The 20,501-nt window shown below is 70.7% G+C and carries 17 protein-coding genes; 12 read left to right on the top strand and 5 right to left on the bottom strand.

What is annotated here, in order from left to right; translation table 11 throughout:
• Window positions 1-64 precede the first annotated feature (64 nt).
• From ACQPYZ_RS00590 to ACQPYZ_RS00555, 8 genes are read left to right on the top strand one after another with little or no spacing between them, the layout of a single operon-like run.
• Entirely contained in the window at window positions 65-853 is a 789-nt protein-coding gene (locus ACQPYZ_RS00590) for a TIGR03084 family metal-binding protein (RefSeq protein WP_433164138.1), read from the top strand.
• Window positions 850-2,559: an acyclic terpene utilization AtuA family protein gene (locus tag ACQPYZ_RS00585; protein WP_433164137.1), complete on the top strand. Its 1,710-nt coding sequence runs from the start codon at window positions 850-852 to the stop codon at window positions 2,557-2,559. Before ACQPYZ_RS00590 ends, ACQPYZ_RS00585 begins: the two co-directional genes overlap by 4 nt.
• On the top strand, window positions 2,556-3,686 hold the full coding sequence (locus ACQPYZ_RS00580) for an acyl-CoA dehydrogenase family protein (RefSeq protein WP_433164135.1): 1,131 nt from the start codon (window positions 2,556-2,558) through the stop codon (window positions 3,684-3,686). Before ACQPYZ_RS00585 ends, ACQPYZ_RS00580 begins: the two co-directional genes overlap by 4 nt.
• The gene (locus tag ACQPYZ_RS00575) at window positions 3,683-5,236 is read left to right on the top strand and encodes an acyl-CoA carboxylase subunit beta (protein ID WP_433164133.1); all 1,554 of its coding nucleotides are present in this window, start codon (window positions 3,683-3,685) and stop codon (window positions 5,234-5,236) included. The genes ACQPYZ_RS00580 and ACQPYZ_RS00575 overlap by 4 nt, the downstream gene beginning before the upstream one ends.
• Before the next feature lie 5 nt (window positions 5,237-5,241).
• Entirely contained in the window at window positions 5,242-7,263 is a 2,022-nt protein-coding gene (locus ACQPYZ_RS00570; RefSeq protein ID WP_433164131.1) for an acetyl/propionyl/methylcrotonyl-CoA carboxylase subunit alpha, read from the top strand.
• On the top strand, window positions 7,260-8,417 hold the full coding sequence (locus ACQPYZ_RS00565) for an acyl-CoA dehydrogenase family protein (RefSeq protein WP_433164129.1): 1,158 nt from the start codon (window positions 7,260-7,262) through the stop codon (window positions 8,415-8,417). Before ACQPYZ_RS00570 ends, ACQPYZ_RS00565 begins: the two co-directional genes overlap by 4 nt.
• A gap of 15 nt (window positions 8,418-8,432) precedes the next feature.
• Window positions 8,433-9,989: an AMP-binding protein gene (locus ACQPYZ_RS00560; protein ID WP_433164127.1), complete on the top strand. Its 1,557-nt coding sequence runs from the start codon at window positions 8,433-8,435 to the stop codon at window positions 9,987-9,989.
• Window positions 9,982-10,593 carry a TetR/AcrR family transcriptional regulator gene (locus ACQPYZ_RS00555; protein WP_433164126.1) on the top strand — a complete coding sequence of 204 codons (612 nt, stop codon included), beginning with the start codon at window positions 9,982-9,984 and terminating at the stop codon, window positions 10,591-10,593. The genes ACQPYZ_RS00560 and ACQPYZ_RS00555 overlap by 8 nt, the downstream gene beginning before the upstream one ends.
• On the opposite strand, the gene ACQPYZ_RS00550 is transcribed toward ACQPYZ_RS00555, so the two are convergent.
• Complete coding sequence (locus tag ACQPYZ_RS00550) at window positions 10,566-11,312, bottom strand: helix-turn-helix domain-containing protein (protein WP_433164124.1); 747 nt, start codon at window positions 11,310-11,312, stop codon at window positions 10,566-10,568. The two genes, ACQPYZ_RS00555 and ACQPYZ_RS00550, sit on opposite strands and share 28 nt — an antisense overlap.
• Window positions 11,313-11,366: 54 nt before the next feature.
• Here ACQPYZ_RS00550 and ACQPYZ_RS00545 point away from each other — a divergent pair, with 54 nt between their 5' ends.
• A complete protein-coding gene (locus ACQPYZ_RS00545) occupies window positions 11,367-12,497 on the top strand; it encodes an MFS transporter (RefSeq protein ID WP_433164122.1) in 1,131 nt (376 codons plus the stop codon).
• Here ACQPYZ_RS00545 and ACQPYZ_RS00540 read toward each other — a convergent pair.
• Complete coding sequence (locus tag ACQPYZ_RS00540; RefSeq protein ID WP_433164121.1) at window positions 12,467-14,740, bottom strand: NACHT domain-containing protein; 2,274 nt, start codon at window positions 14,738-14,740, stop codon at window positions 12,467-12,469. The two genes, ACQPYZ_RS00545 and ACQPYZ_RS00540, sit on opposite strands and share 31 nt — an antisense overlap.
• 122 nt (window positions 14,741-14,862) lie before the next feature.
• Between ACQPYZ_RS00540 and ACQPYZ_RS00535 the strand changes: the two genes are divergently transcribed.
• The gene (locus ACQPYZ_RS00535) at window positions 14,863-16,317 is read left to right on the top strand and encodes an MDR family MFS transporter (RefSeq protein WP_433164120.1); all 1,455 of its coding nucleotides are present in this window, start codon (window positions 14,863-14,865) and stop codon (window positions 16,315-16,317) included.
• A gap of 2 nt (window positions 16,318-16,319) precedes the next feature.
• On the opposite strand, the gene ACQPYZ_RS00530 is transcribed toward ACQPYZ_RS00535, so the two are convergent.
• Window positions 16,320-16,856: a hypothetical protein gene (locus ACQPYZ_RS00530; RefSeq protein ID WP_433164119.1), complete on the bottom strand. Its 537-nt coding sequence runs from the start codon at window positions 16,854-16,856 to the stop codon at window positions 16,320-16,322.
• A gap of 40 nt (window positions 16,857-16,896) precedes the next feature.
• On the opposite strand from ACQPYZ_RS00530, the gene ACQPYZ_RS00525 reads away from it, so the two are divergent.
• Window positions 16,897-17,916, top strand: a complete 1,020-nt coding sequence (locus tag ACQPYZ_RS00525) for a GNAT family N-acetyltransferase (RefSeq protein ID WP_433164117.1) — start codon at window positions 16,897-16,899, stop codon at window positions 17,914-17,916.
• Here ACQPYZ_RS00525 and ACQPYZ_RS00520 read toward each other — a convergent pair.
• Together ACQPYZ_RS00520 and ACQPYZ_RS00515 are read right to left on the bottom strand one after the other, a co-directional pair.
• Window positions 17,913-18,344, bottom strand: a complete 432-nt coding sequence (locus ACQPYZ_RS00520) for a MarR family winged helix-turn-helix transcriptional regulator (protein WP_433164116.1) — start codon at window positions 18,342-18,344, stop codon at window positions 17,913-17,915. The genes ACQPYZ_RS00525 and ACQPYZ_RS00520 overlap by 4 nt on opposite strands.
• A 448-nt stretch (window positions 18,345-18,792) precedes the next feature.
• Window positions 18,793-18,966: a hypothetical protein gene (locus ACQPYZ_RS00515; protein ID WP_433164114.1), complete on the bottom strand. Its 174-nt coding sequence runs from the start codon at window positions 18,964-18,966 to the stop codon at window positions 18,793-18,795.
• 229 nt (window positions 18,967-19,195) lie between these two features.
• On the opposite strand from ACQPYZ_RS00515, the gene ACQPYZ_RS00510 reads away from it, so the two are divergent.
• Complete coding sequence (locus ACQPYZ_RS00510) at window positions 19,196-20,491, top strand: XRE family transcriptional regulator (protein WP_433164112.1); 1,296 nt, start codon at window positions 19,196-19,198, stop codon at window positions 20,489-20,491.
• Window positions 20,492-20,501: the final 10 nt, after the last annotated feature.

The following is a 20,501-nucleotide window of genomic DNA, read 5'->3' as shown; positions in this document are numbered from 1 at the left end:
GCTTGATTCTTTTTCCCGGAAGTGCGACGCTCGGCTGCACGATCCCTACCTCGGGGAGTGCAGCGTGCAACTGGACGAAGTGCTGGCCGACCTGTGGGCCGAGAGCGCGGAGCTGGACCGGCTGGTCGGTGGGCTACCGGCCGAGGACTGGGCCACGCCGACGCCGGCCGAGGGCTGGACGATCGCGCACCAGATCGCCCATCTCGCCTGGACCGACGAGGCCGCGCACCTGGCCGTGACCGATCCGGACGCGTTCCAGGAGTCGCTGAAGAAGGCGGCCGCCAGTCCTACGACGTACGTCGACGAGGGTGCCAACGAGACTGCCGCGCTGCCGCCGGACCAACTACTGACTTACTGGCGCGAGACCCGGGCCGAGCTCGCCGAGGCGCTCAAGCAGGTGCCGCACGGCGAGAAACTCCTCTGGTACGGGCCGCCGATGAGTCCGACGTCGATGGCGACCGCCCGGCTGATGGAGACCTGGGCGCACGGTCAGGACGTCGTCGACGCGCTGAAGGTTCATCGTCAGCCGTCGAGCCGGTTGCGGCACGTAGCCCATCTCGCCGTTCGCACCCGCGACTTCGCCTACCTGCTGAACGACCGCACGCCGCCGGCCGAGCCGTTCCGCGTCGAGCTCGCCGGTCCGGACGACCAGACCTGGACCTGGGGTCCCGACGACGCCGATCAGCGAGTGACCGCCCCGGCCCTCGACTTCTGTCTGCTGGCGACCCAACGCCGGCATCGTGACGACCTCGCCGTCCGGGCCGAGGGCACGGACGCGGAGGAGTGGCTCGGCATCATCCAGGCGTTCGCCGGCCTGCCGGGGAAGGGCCGCGTGGCAGGACAGTTCGGATGACCACGCCGATCAGGATCGGGAACGCGTCCGGCTTCTACGGCGACCGGTTCAGCGGGGTCGAGGAGATGCTCACCGGCGGGCCGCTGGACGTCCTGACCGGCGACTACCTGGCCGAGCTGACCATGCTCATCCTCGGCCGCGACCGGTTGAAGGACCCGTCGCTCGGGTACGCGCGCACCTTCCTCAAACAACTCGAGACCGGCCTCGGCGAGGCCCTCGACCGCGGCGTGAAGATCGTCAGCAACGCCGGCGGTCTCAACCCCGCCGGCCTCGCGCAGGCCATCTCGCAACTGGCGGACAGGCTGGGTCTGCACCCGACGATCGCGTACGTCGAAGGCGACGACCTCCTGTCACGGGCGGCCGAGCTCGGCCTCGGCACGCCGCTGACCGCGAACGCGTACCTCGGCGCCTGGGGGATCGCGGACGCGCTGCAGGCCGGCGCGGACGTGGTCGTCACCGGCCGGGTCACGGACGCCTCGGTGATCGTCGGCCCGGCCGCCGCGCACCACGGCTGGAAGCGCACGCAGTACGACGAGCTCGCCGGCGCGGTCGTCGCCGGGCACGTGATCGAGTGCGGCTGCCAGGCGACCGGGGGGAACTACGCGTTCTTCGGGGAGATCCGCGACTTCGGCCGGCCGGGGTTCCCGATCGCCGAGATCCACGCCGACGGCAGCAGCGTGATCACCAAGCACGACCACACCGGCGGCGCGGTCACGATCGACACCGTCAAGGCGCAGCTCCTCTACGAGATCACCGGCGCCCGGTACGCCGGCCCGGACGTCACCACACGCCTCGACACGATCGAGCTCAGCTCCGACGGGCCCGATCGGGTCCGGATCACCGGTGTCCACGGGGAGCCGCCGCCACCGACGTACAAGGTGTCGCTGAACAGCGTCGGCGGGTTCCGCAACGAGGTCGACTTCGTCCTCACCGGGCTCGAGCTGGAGGCGAAGGCCGAGCTGGTGCAGCGGCAGCTCGAGCAGGCGCTGCCGAAACGGCCGGCCGAGCTGCGCTGGACGCTCGCCTGGACGGAGAAGCCGAACGCCGACTCCGAGGAAGAGGCCAGCGTGTTCCTGCGCTGTGCCGTGAAGGATCCGGATCCGAAGGTCGTCGGCCGCGCGTTCTCCAGCGCGGCGATCGAGCTGGCGCTGGCGAGCTACCCCGGGTTCCACGTCACCGCGCCGCCCGGCGACGGATCGCCGTACGGGCTGTTCGAGGCCGGGTACGTCGACATCCGGGAGGTCGAGCACGTCGTCGTCCTACCGGACGGAACGCGCCGGGTGGTCGAGCCCGCGGCCGAGACGCAGCCGCTCGCCGAGGTCGACCTCGAGTTGCCGATGCCGTTGCCGCAGCTCGCGTCGAGCCGACGCCCCCGGACGCGCGAGATGCCGCTCGGCCGCATCGCCGGTGCACGGTCCGGCGACAAGGGCAGCGACGCGAACGTCGGCGTCTGGGTGCGGCACGAGAAGGCATGGCGCTGGCTGGCGCACACCCTGACGGTCGAGCTGTTCAAGGATCTGCTGCCGGAGACCCGACCGCTGACGGTGAAGCGGTACCTCTTCCCGAACCTGTGGGCGGTCAACTTCGTGGTCGAAGGGCTGCTGGGTGAGGGCGTCGCATCGCAGGCGCGGTTCGATCCGCAGGCCAAGGCCGTCGGTGAGTGGCTGCGCTCCCGGTACGTCGACGTACCGGAGGTGTTGCTGTGAACGCCGAAGAGAAGGCGCTGCGGGAGTCCGTCCGGCGATTCATGTCCGCCGAGGTGCTGCCGTCGCTCGACGAGTGGGAACGGGCCGGTGAGCTACCCAGAGAGCTGCACAAGAAGGCCGGAGAGGTCGGTCTGCTCGGCGTCGGCTTCTCGGAGGCGGTCGGCGGTGGCGGCGGCTCGCTGCTGGACGCGATCGCCGTGGTCGAGGAGATGCACTACGCCGGCGGATCCGGCGGGCTGGTCGCCTCGCTGCTGACCTGCGGGATCGCGCTCCCTCATATCGTTGCTGCGGGCAACAGTGCACAGATCGCCCGGTGGGTGGAACCGACGTTGCACGGCTCGACCATCGGCGCGCTGGCGATTACCGAGCCCGACGGCGGCTCGGATGTCGCGTCGCTGCGGACCACGGCGCGACGGGAGGGTGACTGGTTCGTCGTCAACGGCGCGAAGACCTACATCACCTCCGGATGCCGTGCGGACTTCGTCACCACCGCGGTGCGGACGGACGGGCCGGGAGCGCACGGGATCAGCCTGCTGGTGATCGAGAAGGGCACCCCGGGGTTCACGGTGTCGCGGAAACTGGAGAAGCTGGGCTGGCTGTGCTCGGACACGGCCGAGCTGTCGTTCACCGACGTCCGCGTGCCGGCGGCCAACCTGGTCGGTGCCCAGGGCACCGGTTTCGTCCAGCTCGCGGTGAACTTCGTCGCCGAGCGGCTGACGCTCGCGGTCCAGGCGTACGCCGGGGCGCAGCGGGCGCTCGATCTCACCGTCGAGTGGTGCCGGGCCCGGGAGACGTTCGGACGGCCGCTGATCAGCCGGCAGACCGTGCAGCACACGCTGACCGAGATGGCCCGCCGGATCGACGTCGCGCGCGTCTACGTACACGACGTCGCGCGGAGGGCGGCGGCCGGCGAGGACGTGATCGCCGAGACTTGTTTCGCCAAGAACACCGCCGTCGAGGCCGGGCAGTGGGTGTGCGACCAGGCGCTCCAACTGCACGGCGGGCTGGGCTACATGCGCGAGGCCGAGGTCGAGCGGCAGTACCGCGACCAGAAGATCCTCGCGATCGGCGGTGGCACCACCGAGATCCTGACCGGCCTGGCCGCCAAACGACTGGGGTTCGCATGAGTAACCGTGAGGCGATGCTGGAGAAGCTCGCCGCGCTGGACGCCGAGCACGCGAAAGCGCTGGCCGGCGGCGGCGCGAAGTACGTCGACCGGCACCACCAGCGCGGCAAGTTGCTGGCACGGGAGCGGATCGAACTGCTGGTCGACCCGGACACGCCGTTCCTCGAGTTGTCGCCGCTGGCCGGGTGGGGTTCCGACTTCACCGTGGGCGCCAGCCTGGTCACCGGGATCGGGGTGGTCGAGGGTGTCGAGTGCCTGATCACCGCGAACGACCCGACGGTCAAGGGCGGCGCCAGCAATCCGTGGACGCTGAAGAAGGCGCTCCGCGCGGACGAGATCGCGCGGGCCAACCGGTTGCCAGTCATCAGCCTGGTCGAGTCCGGTGGCGCGGATCTGCCGACGCAGAAGGAGATCTTCATCCCCGGCGGCGCGATGTTCCGCAACCTGACCCGGTTGTCCGCCGAGGGGATCCCGACGATCGCGCTGGTGTTCGGCAACTCGACCGCCGGTGGCGCGTACATCCCGGGCATGAGCGACTACGTGGTCATGGTGGACGGCGGGGCGAAGGTGTTCCTGGCCGGGCCGCCACTGGTGAAGATGGCGACCGGGGAGGACGCCGACGACGAGTCCCTCGGCGGCGCGTCCATGCACGCGCGGCAGTCCGGACTGGCCGACTACTTCGCGGTCGACGAGCAGGACGCGATCCGGCTCGGCCGGCAGATCGTCTCCCGGCTGAACTGGCGCAAACTCGGTCCGCCGCCGGCACCGTCGTACGACGAACCGCGGTACGACGCGGACGAACTGCTCGGGATCGTGCCCGGCGACCTGAAGATCCCGTTCGATCCGCGGGACGTGATCGCCCGGGTGGTGGACGGGTCGGTCTTCGACGAGTTCAAGCCGCTGTACGGGTCGTCGCTGGCGACCGGGTGGGCCTCGGTGCACGGGTATCCGGTCGGCCTCCTCGCGAACGCGCGCGGCGTGCTGTTCAGCGAGGAGTCGCAGAAGGCGGCGCAGTTCATCCAGCTCGCGAACCGGGCGAACACCCCGCTGATCTTCCTGCACAACACCACCGGCTACATGGTCGGGCAGGAGTACGAACAGGGCGGGATCATCAAGCACGGCGCGCAGATGATCAACGCGGTCTCCAACTCCCGCGTGCCACACATCTCGATCCTGACGGGGGCGTCGTACGGCGCCGGGCACTACGGGATGTGCGGCCGGGCCTTCGACCCGCGGTTCCTGTTCGCGTGGCCGTCGGCGAAGTCGGCGGTGATGGGTCCGCAGCAGCTGGCCGGCGTACTGTCGATCGTCGCCCGGGCCGCCGCGGAGGCGAAGGGGCAGCCGTACGACGAGGACGGTGACGCGCAGCTGCGGGCGTACGTCGAGGGGCAGATCGAGGCCGAGTCGCTGCCGATGTTCCTGTCCGGCCGGCTGTACGACGACGGCGTGATCGATCCCCGCGACACCCGGACCGTCCTCGGCATCTGCCTGTCCGCCATCCACTCCGCCCCGGTCGAAGGTACGTCGTCCTTCGGCGTTTTCAGGATGTGAGCCGCATGATCAACGCAGTGCTGGTCGCCAACCGCGGCGAGATCGCGCGCCGCGTCTTCCGTACGGCCCGCACCCTCGGGCTCTCCACGGTCGCAGTCCACTCGTCCGCGGACGCGGGATCGCCGCATGTGGCCGAGGCCGACGCGGCGGTGCACCTGCCCGGGAACACGCCCGGCGAGACCTACCTGCGCGGTGACCTGATCGTCGAGGCGGCTCTGCGCGCCGGTGCGGACGCGGTGCATCCGGGCTACGGGTTCCTGTCGGAGAACGCCGGGTTCGCGCAGGCGGTGATCGACGCCGGGCTGACCTGGGTCGGCCCGCCGGTCGACGCGATCTCGTCGATGGGGTCGAAGATCGAGGCGAAGAAACTGATGGCGGCCGCCGGGGTGCCGGTGCTCGCGGAGTTGACGCCGGCGTCGGTGTCGGCGGACGACCTGCCGGTGCTGGTCAAGGCGTCGGCCGGTGGCGGTGGACGCGGGATGCGGGTGGTCTCGCGGCTGGAGGACCTGGCCGGGGAGATCGAGGCGGCGGCGGCGGAGGCGTTGTCGGCGTTCGGGGACGGGACGGTCTTCTGCGAGCGGTACCTGGCGACCGGCCGGCACATCGAAGTGCAGATCATGGCCGATCAGCACGGCACGATCTGGGCGGTCGGCGAACGCGAGTGCTCGATCCAGCGGCGGCATCAGAAGGTGGTCGAGGAGGCTCCGTCGCCGCTGGTCGAACGCATCCCGTCCATGCGGGCCGAGTTGTACGACGCCGCCCGCACGGCAGCCGCCGCGATCAACTACGTCGGGGCCGGCACGGTTGAGTTCCTGGCCGACGAGTCGGGCAACTTCTACTTCCTCGAGATGAACACCCGCCTCCAGGTAGAACACGCCGTCACCGAGGAGACCACGGGGTTGGACCTGGTCGCGATGCAGTTCGCGGTCGCGTCCGGCGACCGGCTTCCGGCCGAGCCCCCGCCCACGGTGGGCCACGCGATCGAGGTCCGGCTGTACGCCGAAGACCCGGCCCACGACTGGCAGCCGCAAACCGGCCGCCTCCACCGCTTCAGGATCGAGGGGATTTCCGGAAGGAAAGTTGCACCCAGCGACCACAAGGCTCCGCAAAGCGGTCCGGACGCGCGGGACAGCGCCGGCTTGGGTGGGGGCGGCGAGTCGGTGGCGCAGGCGGGGGTGGCGGGGCGGCTGCGGGTGGACTCGGGGGTTGAGGACGGCTCGGAGGTTTCGCCGTACTACGACGCGATGTTGGCGAAGGTGATCGCGTTCGGGCCGGATCGGGTGGGGGTTGCTCGGCGGTTGGCGGGGGAGTTGCGGCGGGCGCGGATCCACGGGGTGGGGACGAACCGGGACCTGCTGGTGTGGGTGCTCCAGCATCCTGCCTTTCTGGCCGGCGACACCGACACCGCGTTCTTCGAAACCCACGGGATGGGTGAAGCCCAGGACCCTGAGCTCAACCAGCTCTCGGCCCTGGCGGCAGCGCTTGCCGATGCTGCCGGACGGAGGCCGCCCGTACGAGTCCCCAGCGGCTGGCGCAACCTGCCGTCACAGCCGCAGCGCAAGTCCTACCGAGTCGGTGACGAGACCATCGACGTCGCCTACCGGCTGACCCGTGACGGACTGGTTGTCGACGGCAACGTTCAGCTCGTGGAGTACATAGCGGACCGCGTGGTGCTGGAGGTGGACGGCGTACGGCGGGGGTTCGACGTGGCGGCGTATGACGGGCTGGTGTGTGTGGACTCGTCGCTCGGGAGTGTCGCGTTGACGCCGGTCGCGCGGTTCACGGATCCGTCGGAACAGGTCGCGGCCGGGTCGTTGGTGGCGCCTATGCCGGGGCTCGTGACGCGGGTCGGTGTCCGCGTGGGTGACGAGGTGCAGCAGGGGCAGCCGCTGTTGTGGCTGGAGGCGATGAAGATGGAGCACACCATCTCCGCCCCGGCCGGCGGGGTGGTCGGGGAGCTCAGGGTCGAGGCAGGTCAACAGGTCGAGGTCGGCGCCGTACTGGTCGTGGTTGGGGAGGATGCATGAGCTTCGTCGAGACTGAAGAACGCCAAGCGCTGCGCAGAGCGGTCGGCGACTTGGGCAAGAAGTACGGCTACACCTGGTTCAACCAGCAGGCGCGGTCCGGCGGGCACACCACCGAGCTGTGGCTGGAGGCCGGCAAGCTCGGGTATCTCGGCGTCAACCTGCCCGAGGAGTACGGCGGTGGCGGCGGCGGGATGGCGGACCTGTCGATCGTCCTCGAGGAGCTCGGCGCGGCCGGCTGCCCGTTGCTGATGATGGTCGTCTCGCCGTCCATCTGCGGCACGGTGATCGCCCGGTTCGGCACCGGCGAGCAGAAGCGGCGCTGGCTGCCCGGCCTCGCCGACGGGACGACGATCATGGCGTTCGCGATCACCGAGCCGGACGCCGGCTCGAACTCGCACGAGATCACCACGACCGCCCGCCGGACCGGGGACGGCTGGTCGCTGACCGGCCGCAAGGTCTTCATCTCCGGCCTCGACGTCGCCGAGGCCGTGCTGGTCGTCGGCCGGACCGAGGACGCGCGCACCGGCAAGCTCAAACCGGCCCTGTTCGTCGTGCCGGTGGACGCGCCCGGGGTCGAGTTCACCCGGATCGAGATGGATCTGATCAGCCCGGACAAGCAGTTCGCGTTGTTCCTGGACGACGTCCAATTGCCGAAGGAGGCGCTCGTCGGCTCCGAGGACGCGGCCCTGCTGCAGCTGTTCGCCGGGCTGAACCCGGAACGCATCATGGCCTCCGCGTTCGCGATCGGGATCGCCCGGCACGCGCTCGGCAAGGCGACGGCGTACGTCAAGGAGCGCCAGGTCTGGAAGACCGCGATCGGCGCCCACCAGGGCCTCGCGCACCCGCTCGCGCAGATCAAGATCGAGCTCGAGCTGGCCCGGCTGATGCTGCAGAAGGCGGCCGCGCTGTACGACGCCGGCGACGACCTGGCCGCGGGCGAGGCGGCGAACATGGCGAAGTACGCGGCCGGTGAGGTCGCGGTCCGGGCCACCGACCAGGCGGTCCAGTCACTCGGCGGCAACGGCATGACGACCGAGTACGGCGTCGCCTCGCTGGTCGCGGCCGCGCGGGCCACCCGGATCGCGCCGGTCAGCCGGGAGATGATCCTGAACTTCGTCGCCCAGCACTCACTCGGTCTACCCAAGTCGTACTGACAGGAGGATCCGCCGATGATCATCACCAGTGAGTTCCCGCCCGTCGAGGTCCTCGACGTCCCGATCCACGACGCCGTCCTCGGCAGAGCCCAGGAGTACGGCGACCGGCCGGCCCTCGTGGACGGGGTGACCGGCCAGGAGCTCAGCTACGCGCAGCTGGACGGGATGAGCCGTCGGGTCGCGGCCGGGTTCGCCGAGCTCGGCATCCGGCACGGCGACACGATCGCGCTCTACAGCCCGAACACGATCCTCTACCCGGTCGTCTTCTACGGCGCCACCCGCGCAGGTGCGACGGTGACCACGGTCAACGCGCTCTACACCGCGGACGAACTGCACAAGCAACTCGTCGACTCCAAGGCCAAGCTGTTGGTCACCATCTCACTGTTCCTCCCGGCAGCGACCGCCGCGATCGAGGGCACCGACGTCACCGAGATCTTCGTCTGCGACAGCGCCGAGGGCTACCGGACGGTGATGGAGCTGGTCGCGTCCACCGGGCCTGAACCGGAGGTCACCATCGACCCGGCCGAGGACGTCGCCGTCCTGCCGTACTCCAGCGGTACGACTGGCGCGGCGAAGGGCGTGATGCTGACGCACCGGAACATCGCGACCAACATCGCCCAGGCCGAGGTGATGATCCGGCTCGACGAGGACGAGCGGATCATCGCGATCCTGCCGTTCTTCCACATCTACGGGCTGACCGTGCTGATGAACCTGCCGCTCCGGCTCGGCGCGACGGTCGTCGTACTGCCCAAGTTCGACCTGGAGCAGTTCCTGGGCACGCTCGAGCGGCAGCGGATCACGCGGGCGTTCGTGGCGCCGCCGGTGGTGCTCGCGCTGGCGAAGCACCCGGCGGTCGACGGGGTGGACCTGTCCGCGCTGAAGTACGTGATGTCGGCGGCGGCGCCGCTGGACGGTGAGCTGGCCGAGGCGTGCGCGAAACGGCTCGGGCTGCACGCCGTACTGCAGGCGTACGGGATGACCGAGCTGTCTCCGGGCACGCACTCGGTGCCGCAGGACGACCAGGACCCGCCGCCCGGGGCCGTCGGCAAGCTCTTCCCGTCCACCGAGCTCCGACTGGTGGGTGCCGATGGCAACGATGCGGACGAGGGCGAGATCTGGATCCGCGGTCCGCAGGTGATGAAGGGGTACCTGGGCCGCCCGGCCGAGACCGACGCGACCGTCGACGCCGACGGCTGGCTGCACACCGGCGACATCGGCCGGATGGACGAGCGCGGGTACCTGTACGTCATCGACCGGGTGAAGGAGCTGATCAAGTACCACGGCTACCAGGTGCCGCCGGCCGAGCTGGAGGCGGTGCTGCTGACCGACGACCGGATCGCCGACGCGGCCGTGATCGGGGTCCAGGCCGACGGCAACGAGGTACCGAAGGCGTTCGTGGTGCCGATGCCGGGGGTGGAGCTGACCACGGACGACGTGATCGAGTACGTGGCCGCGCGGGTGGCGCCGTACAAGAAGATCCGGCAGGTGGAGTTCATCGAGGCGGTGCCGAAGGCGGCGTCGGGCAAGATCCTCCGCCGGGAGCTCAGAGCCCGCGAGGCCGCGCGTGAGTGAGGCCCTGAAGGAACCCCAGCAGGACCGCAGCCGGGCCACCCGGCAGCGGTTGCTCGAGGCCGCGCTGGAGTCGCTGGCCGAGGTCGGGTACGCCGCGACGACGGTCTCGGTCGTCGCGGCCCGGGCCGGGGTTTCGCGGGGTGCCGCTCAGCACCACTTCCCGACGCGTGCGGACCTTTTCGCGGCGGCGGTCGAGTACATGACCGAAGTACGCCTGGCGGAGATCCGGGCGCAGGCCGCCGCACTGCCCAGTGGACCGGGGCGGACCGAGGCGATCGTGGGGATGCTCGCGGATGTCTACACCGGGCCGCTCTTCCGGGCCGCACTGCATCTGTGGGTCGCGGCGTCGACGGAGGAGCCGTTGCGGAAGCAAATCGTCCGGCTGGAAGCGCACGTGGGTCGTCAGGCCCACCGGGCGCTGCTGGAGGTGCTCGACGTGAGTGAACGGACTGCCGGCGTACGGGAGACCGTGCAGGGAGTGCTGGACATGGCACGCGGACTGGGTCTGGCCGCCCTGCTCACGGACGACAGCACGCGCCGCCGCGGCATCGTCCGCCAGTGGAGCCGCATCCTCGATCAGGCGCTCCGCGCACCAGGTGTGTGACCGAAGGCTCGGCGGAACGTGTCGATGAACGCGCTGGTCGACGCCCAGCCACACCGGTGCGCGACCCGCGTGACGGACTCGCCGCCGGCCAGCAGCCGGAGCGCGTGGTGCAGCCGGAGCTCGGTGCGCCACTGCGGAAAGGTCATGCCGAGGTCGGTCTTGCAGAGGCGGCTGAGGGTGCGTTCACTCGCACCGATCTCCCGGCCGAGCTCGGTGAGCGTCCTGTTGTCGGCGGGGTCGTCTTCCAGGAGCCTGCAGACCGCGGCGAGGCGCGGGTCCCGTGGAGCCGGCAGATAGGTGGGCCGCTGCGGCGACCGCCGAAGCTGATCCAGCAGAACGGCGTGCAAGCGCCGGCGCTCGTCGCGGCGGTCGCCGGTGTCCTCACCGCCATCGGACGTGAAGGCCAGGATCAGCTCGCGGAGTAGCGGACTCACGGTCAAGGCGGACGGGTTGTCCAGGCCGAGCGGGTTCTCCGTGAGTCCGATGGTGTGCAGCGCGGTCTCGCCGTACGCGCGGTGCTGGTGAAGCGTGCCGGCCGGGACCCAGATCGCCCGGTTGGCCGGCGCGATCCAGCTGCCCGCGTCGGTGGTCACCGAGAGGACGCCGCGACCGGCGTAGACGATCTGGTGCTGCTCGTGCCAGTGCCGGTCGATCCCGCCTCCGGCCGGAATCGACCGGAAGCCGGTGGTCGCGGGACGACGTTGGCGGATTTCCGGCACAGTCTGGCATTTTATCGGAAGCCGGACAGCCGGCCCTCCGACCAGGATCGTCGGGTGAGCAGACTTCGACCGATCGCGCTGATGGCCGGCGGGCACGCGTGCGTGGACGTCTACCAGGGCGCCGTACCCGCGCTGGTGCCGTTCCTGGTGGCCGAGCGCGGCCTCGGGTACGTCGCGGTCTCCGGCATCACGCTGGCCGCGACGCTGCTGTCGTCGGTGGTGCAGCCGGTGTTCGGCGTACTGACCGATCGACGGTCGCTCGCCTGGTTGATCCCGGTCGCCATGACGACCGCGGGGCTCGGCATCGCGTTGGTCGGGGTCGGCGACGCGTATCTGCTGAGCTGGCTGGCGGCGGCGTTGTCCGGGCTGGGGGTGGCGGCGTACCACCCGGAGGCGGCGCGGATGGCACGGGCGGTGAGTGGCGGCAGCCATGTCGGGATGAGCTGGTTCTCGGTCGGCGGGAACGTCGGGTTCGCGCTCGCGCCGGTCCTCGTGACACCGGTCATCGCGGCCGGCGGGCTGTCACTGACGCCGGTCCTGGTGGTGCCCGCGGTGATCGGGGCGGTGATCACCGCGGTCGCGGTCCGGTCCCGCCGTACTGCGGACGTGGCGAAGCGTGGGCGGTCGGGGCGGGACGACTGGCCGTCGTTCCTGCGGCTGTCGGCGATCATGGTCTGCCGGTCGATCGTCTTCGTCGGACTCGGCACGTTCATCGCGCTGTACGCCGGCGAGCGGGTCGGCGGCGGGACGACGACCGGCGGGATCGCGCTCTTCGTGCTGTTCGCCGCCGGTGCGGTCGGCACGCTGCTCGGCGGCCGGCTGGCCACCCGGTACGGGCGCGTGCGGACGATGCGTACGTCGTACGGCGTCGCGGTCCCGGCGATCGCCGGCCTGGTGTTCGTGCCCGGCCCGGCGTTCTTCGGGTTCCTCGCGCTGACCGCGATCGCGCTGTCGATCCCATTCTCGCTGCACGTCACCCTCGGCCAGGACTTCCTGCCCGGCCGGGTCGGCACGGCCGGTGGCATGACGCTCGGTCTCGCGGTCAGCATCGGCGGCGTCGCCACGCCGGTCCTCGGCACGATCGCCGAGCACACCTCGCTGCGCCTCGCACTCGCGACCCTGATCGCCTTGGTCCTCGCGAGCTGCCTGATGGGTTACGCGTTGAAGGAGCCCGTCATCGAGTGACGCCTGCCGCGGTCCGCGATGCGTTGGTCGACCTTGGTGGCCAGGTGGTTGGGAGAGCACTCGGCGAGGTGGTCGCGGACGAGCAGGTGGATGAAGGAGTACTCGCCGCGTCCGGTACGGGCGAGCACGTAGCGGTCGGCGGCGTACCGCAGGAAGGCGCGGCGGCGCCAGGGCAGGTAGCCGGTCCAGCGGAGCAGGAAGTCGTGCAGCAGGCGCGACAGTGGCCCGGCGAACACCGGCGGCCGGCGCCGCCATGCCTTCGCGGCCACGATGCCCACGAGTACGCCGACCACCGCCTCCGGCTCGGGCGACGCCAGGTCGGCGCCGAGTGCGAGCGCCGCGAGCAGGCCGGCCACCACACCTCCGATCACCCACGGATCCATCCGCCAGGCAGGCCCGGTGTCGTGATGGGTCAGGTGGTCGGTCGGCAGCGCCTTCACCATCCGGATGCCTTGGGCAACGATCAGCCCGATGGCGAGCCCGGTCGCGAAGCTTCCGGGGGCGTTGCCCAGGCTGAGGGTCAACCAGCCGGCCACGACGACCACGGTCAGCCGGACCACGAGCAGCAACCGGCGCCGGTTGTCGTGGAACAGCACGAACTCGACCAGGTACGCCGCTCCGATCGCCATCCCTTCGATCGTCAACGCCAGCCAGACCGGGAGCAGCTCGACCAGCCCCATACCGGCGACCACCACGCTGACGGTGACCGCCGTGCCCACGACGAAGGTCAGCGCGAGCAACGGTCCCCAGCGCGGCTTCGGGCCGTCCGGCGGGTGAGCCAACCACGGGTGCGGTCGGATGTGCACGAGCAGCAGGGCCGCCCCGGCCACGGCCAACCCTGCGAGTACGCCGTACTGCGCGATTGTGGCGAGGGTGGCGCCTGCTGCGAGTCCGGCGAACAGTGCGGGTAGGCAGACCGCATGCGCGAGGTAGTCGACCTCCGGCAGCGGCAGTCCGTACCAACCGTTGGGGGTGAGCCATCGTGGTACGGCGGTCCGGTCGCCGGCACGCTTGCGGGTCCACCAGGCCAGGCACCACAGCGAGCGGACGGCCGTGCGGGCGTCGTACTGCCGGCTGGACGAGCGGTCGCGGGCAAGCACCTCGGAGATGTAGGTGTCGAACAGTTCGCGGCGGAGGTCGGCGACACCGCCCGCGACCAGCTCCTCCGGCGCACGACCCTGGTAGGCGAGGATCATCACGTTCAGCATCAGTGGGGAGTTGACCAGGTCCCAGAGCTCGTCGTCCTGCTCGATGGCCGCCCGGGCTCCGTCCAGCTCCGGTCCGACGGTGGCGAAGTAGTCCAGGACCTGCTGCCTGGTGAGCGGCCGGATGTGGACGGCGCCGTGCAGGCTGAGCTGGTTCGGCAGCAGCTCGTAGTCCTGCGTCCGGCAGGTCACCGCGAGCTTGCCGATCAGGTAGCGGCGGCGGAGCTCTTCGAGGACGGGTGCGAGCTTCTCGCGGTGCGGCTTGGCGATCTCGTCCAGGCCGTCGAGCAGCAACGCCAGCCTGCCGCGTCGCAGCCAGGTGCGGCCGACCGCGGGCGGGATGCCGTACCTGGCGTTGAGCTCGGTCAGCAGCCAGCCGACGAAGCCCGCCAGGTACGGGCTGTCGAGCGGGTCGTCGTCGCGGCCGCGGGACGGGTGCGCCGCCCAGCCGGCCAGGTCGATCAGGACCGGGATCGGCTTGGTCTCGTCCGCGTGCGCCTGCTCCGACAAGGTCCGGGCGAGATCGAGCAGCAGGGTGGTCTTGCCGGCACCCGGTGCGCCCAGGATCAGCATCGAGTCCTGCAGTTGGTCGAAGACGGCAGCGATGTCCTGGTCGTCGGGCACCGGGTGCGGCGTGCTGTCGAGCGGCTGGACCAACAGGTCGTACGGGCGCACCACGGCCTCGGGACGTTCGTCCACGGCCAGGGCGAGCCGCGTCCGCGAGGCCAGCGAGCCGGCGACGCGTTGGGAGAGGTAGCGGTCGACGCGGGCCAGCGCGTTCGGGCGGTTGCGGGGCTGGTCGGCCGAGCGGCCGGACACCGTCGGCAGCCGGCGGCTGCGGACCTCGAACAACGCGGTGACGATCGCGATCAGCCAGAGGGCGCCGATCAGCGGCCAGGTCCAGTCCGCGTACGGCGCGAGGAAGCCGGGCGCCGTACCGCCGGTGCCGACGTTGATCGCGATCGGCAGCAGGACGAGGGTCAGCGAGACGGTGACCACGAGCACGACGGCACGCAGTACGCCGTCGCGGATCCTCACCCCCGGAGCGTAGCGGCGCGACAGCCCACCGTGCCCGTGACTGCGTGCCGCCGGCCGCTCCGGTCCGCCTGCCGGTCAGGGGCTCGGGAAACGTTTGCTCATGACGTAGGTTGGCCAGTGCCATGGCCACCGAGGAGATCGACCGCGCTTCCGGGGTGGGCCTCCGTTCGGAACGCGGGCCGATCCTGCTGGCGGTGATGCTCAGCATCAGCCTGGTGGCGATCGACGCGACCATCCTGGCCACCGCCGTCCCGTCGGTGGTCGACGATCTCGGCGGGTTCACCCAGTTCCCCTGGCTGTTCTCGATCTACCTGCTCGCCCAGGCCGTGTCCGTGCCGATCTACGGGAAGCTGGCCGACCTGCGCGGGCGCAAGCCGATCATGCTGCTCGGCGTCGGTCTGTTCGTGCTCGGCTCGGTGCTGTGCGGGTTCGCCTGGAGCATGCCGGCGCTGATCGCGTTCCGGCTGATCCAGGGCCTCGGGGCGGGCGCGATCCAGCCGATCGGGATGACCATCGTCGGCGACATCTACACGGTCGCCGAGCGGGCCAAGGTGCAGGGCTACATCGCCAGCGTGTGGGGCATCTCGTCGTTCGTCGGGCCGGCGCTCGGCGGGGTGTTCGCCGACTTCGTCTCCTGGCGCTGGATCTTCTTCGTGAACATCCCGCTCGGGCTCGCGGCCGCCTGGGTGCTGACCCGGCGCTTCCAGGAGAACGTCGACCGGCAGACGAGCCACAAGATCGACTACCCGGGCGCGGTCCTGCTCGCGGTCGGCGGTTCGCTGCTCCTGCTCGGCCTGCTCGAGGGCGGCGTGGTCTGGGACTGGGACTCGGCCGCCAGCATCGCGATCCTGACGGCGGCCGTCGTCCTGCTGGTCGTGTTCGTGCTGGTCGAACGCCGGGCCGCCGAGCCGATCCTGCCCCTGTGGGTCCTCGGTCAGCGCGTGCTCAACTCCGCGAACTCGAGCGCCCTGCTGATCGGTGTGCTCATGGTCGGCCTGTCGACGTACGTGCCGCTGTTCGCCCAGAAGGTGCTCGGTACGTCGGCCCTCGTCGCCGGCTTCGCGTTGGCGGCGATGACGCTGGGCTGGCCGATCGCGGCGTCGCTGGCCGGGCGGATCTACCTGCGCGTCGGCTTCCGGACGACGATGCTGATGGGCTCGGTGATCGTCGTCATCGGCGCCGTGCTGCTGCTCACGGTGGAGTCAGGCAGCGGCGTACTGCACCTGGCCGCGGCGTGCTTCGTCATCGGCCTGGGGCTCGGCTTCTCCGCGTCGCCGTCGGTCGTGGCTGCGCAGTCGTCGGTCGCCTGGCAGACCCGAGGGGTGGTGACCGGGGCCAACATGTTCGCCCGGTCCGTCGGCAGTGCGGTCGGGGTGGCGGTGTTCGGTGCGGTGGCCAACGGTGTGGTCGCCGCCCGGATCGGCGACAGCCACGCGGACCTGGAGTCGCTGCCCGGCGACGTGCTCGCGCCGGCCATCCACGACGTGTACTACGGGGCCGCCGCGGCCGCCGTACTGCTCGTCGCGGCCGTCGCCTTCATGCCCAACCGGATCGTCGAGCAGCCGCTGGCGAAGTGAGCTCAGGGCATCGGTGCGAACACCGCACCGACCAGGCCGCCCAGGGCGAGGACACCGCCGGCGGTGGTCAGAACTGTGCTCAGCTTCTGCAGGTCGCGCTTGGTCACGGCCCGGCGAAGTCTCTTGAGGACCAGTACGCCGACGACGATCAGCAGGAGCGTGGCCGCGGCGGCCAGGAAGCCACAGGCCCAGCCGAAGCTGAGCGGACGCGCGTCGGGGTAGGCCGAGCCGAAGCGGTCCTCCAGGCTGCTCGTCCGGCCTGGAATCAGGAGCGCCCCGCTCGCTACCCAGACCGCCAGCAGGTAGGTCATAGCGAGCAGAGCAGCGCGGGACAGCCTCGTGCGTCCCACGAAGACGGCAGCGATCACGACGTACGGCAGACCGCCCCAGCACCAGCCGAGCACCCGCAGGCCGAGCTCACTGTGATTGACGGCCCGTCCAACCGCGCCGACAACGCTCTCGCCGACGAAGCCGCCGCCGATCCCGCAGGCGAGCACAACCACCACGAAAGTGGCCACGATCCACCGGGGATTGGACATAGGCCCGCACTCTGTCACAGCGGCGGTCTAGGTTGGCCGCATGCGTCCGGTCGACTGTGTGGCTGCCTTCATCCTCGACGAGCACCATCGCGTCTACGTCCATCGCCGTACGGCGGACCGGCGGTTGTTCCCCGGAATCTGGGACCTCGTCGGTGGACACCTGGAGCCGGGTGAGACTCCCGAGCAGGCGCTGGCGCGGGAGGTCGAGGAGGAGACCGGCTGGAAGGTCCGGGACATCGTCTGGCCCGTCGCCGACTGGGAGTGGGAATGGGAGGGCCGCGTACGGCGTGAGCTCGACTACCTGATCACCGTCGACGGAGACCTGTCCCGGCCCCGGCTCGAGGACGGGAAGCACGACGCGAGCGCCTGGGTCGGGCCGGACGACCTCGACCTGCTGATGGTCAACCGGACCGACGGCGACCGCCGGCTGCGGGACCTCGTCGCGCACGTCGTCCGCACCCGCTTCACCGAGCGCCTCCGCCTCGAGCCGCTCACCGCTCCGGGCGAGGTCCTCCCCGGACATGCGGCGGACCTGGTGGCGCTGCACGCCGATCCGCGGGTGGCCTACTGGTACGCCGAGACGCTGTCGGAGGAGGACGCCGTACGTCGTGCCACCCAGGCCCAGGCCCGGTGGGAAGCCGACGGCGTGAACAAGTGGATGGCGTTCGAACGCGACAGCGGAGCGCTCGCGGGGCGGGGCGGCCTGTCCCGGTGCGCGCCCGGCGACCCGGTGACCGAGCAGATCACCCGGCTGGTCGGTCCTGATTGGGCGGCTACTCGGCTCGAGCTGGGATGGGCGCTGACCGAGTCGGCCCGTGGGCGCGGGCTGGCGACCGAGATCGGGCGCGCCGGGCTGGAGTTCGCCTTCGAGACGCTGGGAGCGCGGTCGGTGATCGCGTTCACCGAGCGCCACAACCTTGCGTCGCGAGCGGTGATGGAACGCCTCGGCATGACCTACGCGGGCGAGATCACCGCGGAGGGCCGCTTCGAGGGCTCGCCCGACCTCCGCCCGGACGCGCCCTTCCCCGTGTATGTCACCGGACCTGAAGCGGACATCTAACGGTCCAAGGCGGTCACGAAGCGGGTCAGGAGGTCGGCGAACGTCTGCTGTTCGGCGTCCGTCCAGCCGTCCATAGCGGCCGCGAAGCGCTCCTGCCGATAGCGGTGGACCCACTCGAGTTGCTGCCGACCGTCCGCGGTGAGGACCAGGTTGGTACGACGACCGTCCGCCTGGTCGGCCTCCCGCCGTACCAGGCCCGCTGAGACGGCCGCGGCGACCAGCTTGCTCGCCCGCGGTTGGTCCACGTCCAGCGCGGTGGCGACGCCGTTCACGCCGATCGGGTCCGGGCCGGCCGCTTCGAGGGCGTCGAGAACCTCCTGGACCGGGTCCGGACCACCGGACTGGACCGCGACGGTACGCCGGGTCTGCCGCCGGCGGAGCGCGATCATCGCCGCCTCCACCGCGACCACCGCGTCGGGCTTGTCCACAGCCCCTCCCAGGTACCTGTCCACTGACATGTAGATGTCAGCTGACAACAAGCCTACCTGGCGTGGACCGCGGAAAGCTGAAGGGCTCCGCTGCGTGACCGCCCAGGCGCGGCGGTCACACAGCGGAGCCGGCCACCTCGGGGGGTGGCTCGTGGTGAGGTGTCACGAGCCACGCGGTGTCCTACCGCCCAGGACACTCCCCGCCTGGCCCGAGGTGTCGGCCAGGAGGTGGTTGGAACGGCTGGGCGGCGGTGATACAGGGACTCAACCGCCAGGCCCAGCCGGGTCGGTGGGCGGTGCGGTCCGGAGTTGAGGAGTACTCCGGACCGCACCTGGGTTTCGTCCGGAACTGAGGAATGCTCCGGACCTTCAGGTGCCGCTCCTGGATGTGAGGAGACCCCAGGAGGCGGCGGACCGGGTCTGAGGAGGACCCGGACGGTCGGGTGTTTCAGTGGTCGGTGTCGAGCGGACCGAGTACGTCGTTGGTGACCCGGAGGCCGGCGAACCGCCTCCGCATCGCCTGCTCGTAGCGGGCCGCCAGCGGCGCCTCCGCGACGTACTGCGCGATCACATGCTCGCCGAACCAGACCCGCACTCTGCGGCGGTGCTGCCTCGACGTCATCTCCGCGATGGTCACTACCTCTCACCCCGTAACTCTCAGGCCTTGCAACCAGTTGGACTTACTGGTTGTCATGGCAGTAATGGTGCACGAGCCCAACGTGACCGCTCTAGGACCTGGACCGGACCTTTGCCGGACCTCTTCCGGACCTCTCGCGGACATCTGGGGGACAGCACCTTGTCGTGGGGCATCAGTCGAGACAACGTCTGAACTGACGTGAACGGGAGGAACGATGGCGGGTAGGTACACGCCAAAGACGGTCCTGGCGCACCTGATCCAGCGCCGGAACCAGACCTACTCCGAGATCGTCGCCGAGTTCGTCGAGCTGGGTGGAACCATCACCGAGCGGCACCTGCGGCGCCTCGCATCGGGCGAGCGCGCAGGGACCACTCCACAGACCCGGCGCACCCTGCAGCGCATGTTCGGCAAGCCGGTCGAGGAGCTCCTCGCCCCGTACGTCCCCGAGCAGGCCGGCCAGGTGGTGCCGGCACCTGCCGCGAGTGGACGGATCACGACAGGTAATGAGATGGAGGTTCTCGACATGGCTGCCAGCCGAGCGAGGGCGTTTGCCCTCGCGGCCCAGTCCGGTCTCGGAAGCGAGGCCATGGAACAGGTGTACGACGACGTGCGTCACGTCGCGAAGGCCTACCCGCAGCGCCCGCTGCCGGAGATCCTCGGCCAGCTGGTCGAGACCCAGGATCTGGTCTTCGCCCTGCTGGAGAGCCGGCAGCGTCCGGAGCACCTGCGGCAGCTCTACTTCCTCGGCGGCGTCACCGGCGGCCTGCTGGCCAAGGCGTCGCACGACCTCGGCAACCCGCACGCGGCCCTGACCCAGGCGCGGACGGCCTTCCTCTGCGCCGACAACGCCGACCACCACGGCCTGCGCGCCTGGGTGCGCGGCCTGCAGTCGCTGGTCTCCTACTGGGCCGGCAACCCGCACGACTCCGTCCGGTACGCACAGCTCGGCGCCGGGTACGCCGAGCAGGCCAACAGCACCACCAGCGTCTGGCTGCCGGTGAGCGAGGCCCGCGCCTGGGCCGCGCTGGGCAACCCGGAGGCCACCCGGGCCGCGCTCGAGCGGGCCGAGGAGGCCTGGAACACGGTCCGCAAGGACGACCTGGACGAGATGGGCGGCCTGTGCACCTTCGGCCGCCACCGCCAGCTGTACTACGCGGCCGACGCGCTCGCGTGGCTGCCGGGCGAGGTCGAGCAGGCCGAGCGGTACTCCCGCCAGGCCGTCGACGCCTACAACGACCAGAGCCACCCGGAGTGGGCCTTCGGCGACGCAGCCGGCAGCCAGGCCGCGATGGCCATCAGCCGGATCGTCAACGGCGAGCTGGACGGCGCCGCGGACGCGATCGCCCCGGTGCTGGACCTGCCGGCCGAGCGCCGGATCAACGGCGTGGTGCACTCGGCCCGCCGGGTCCACCAGGCGCTGCGCCAGTCCGGCCGCGCGGACGACGCCCGCGAGCTGCAGGAAGAGATCGAGATGTTCACCCGGACCCCGATGCAGACCTTCCCCCGGTAACCTGCCCCAG

This window comes from Kribbella sp. CA-247076 (genome assembly GCF_050942445.1).
Lineage (GTDB): Bacteria > Actinomycetota > Actinomycetes > Propionibacteriales > Kribbellaceae > Kribbella.
This window is presented reverse-complemented; position numbering and strand designations above follow the sequence as displayed.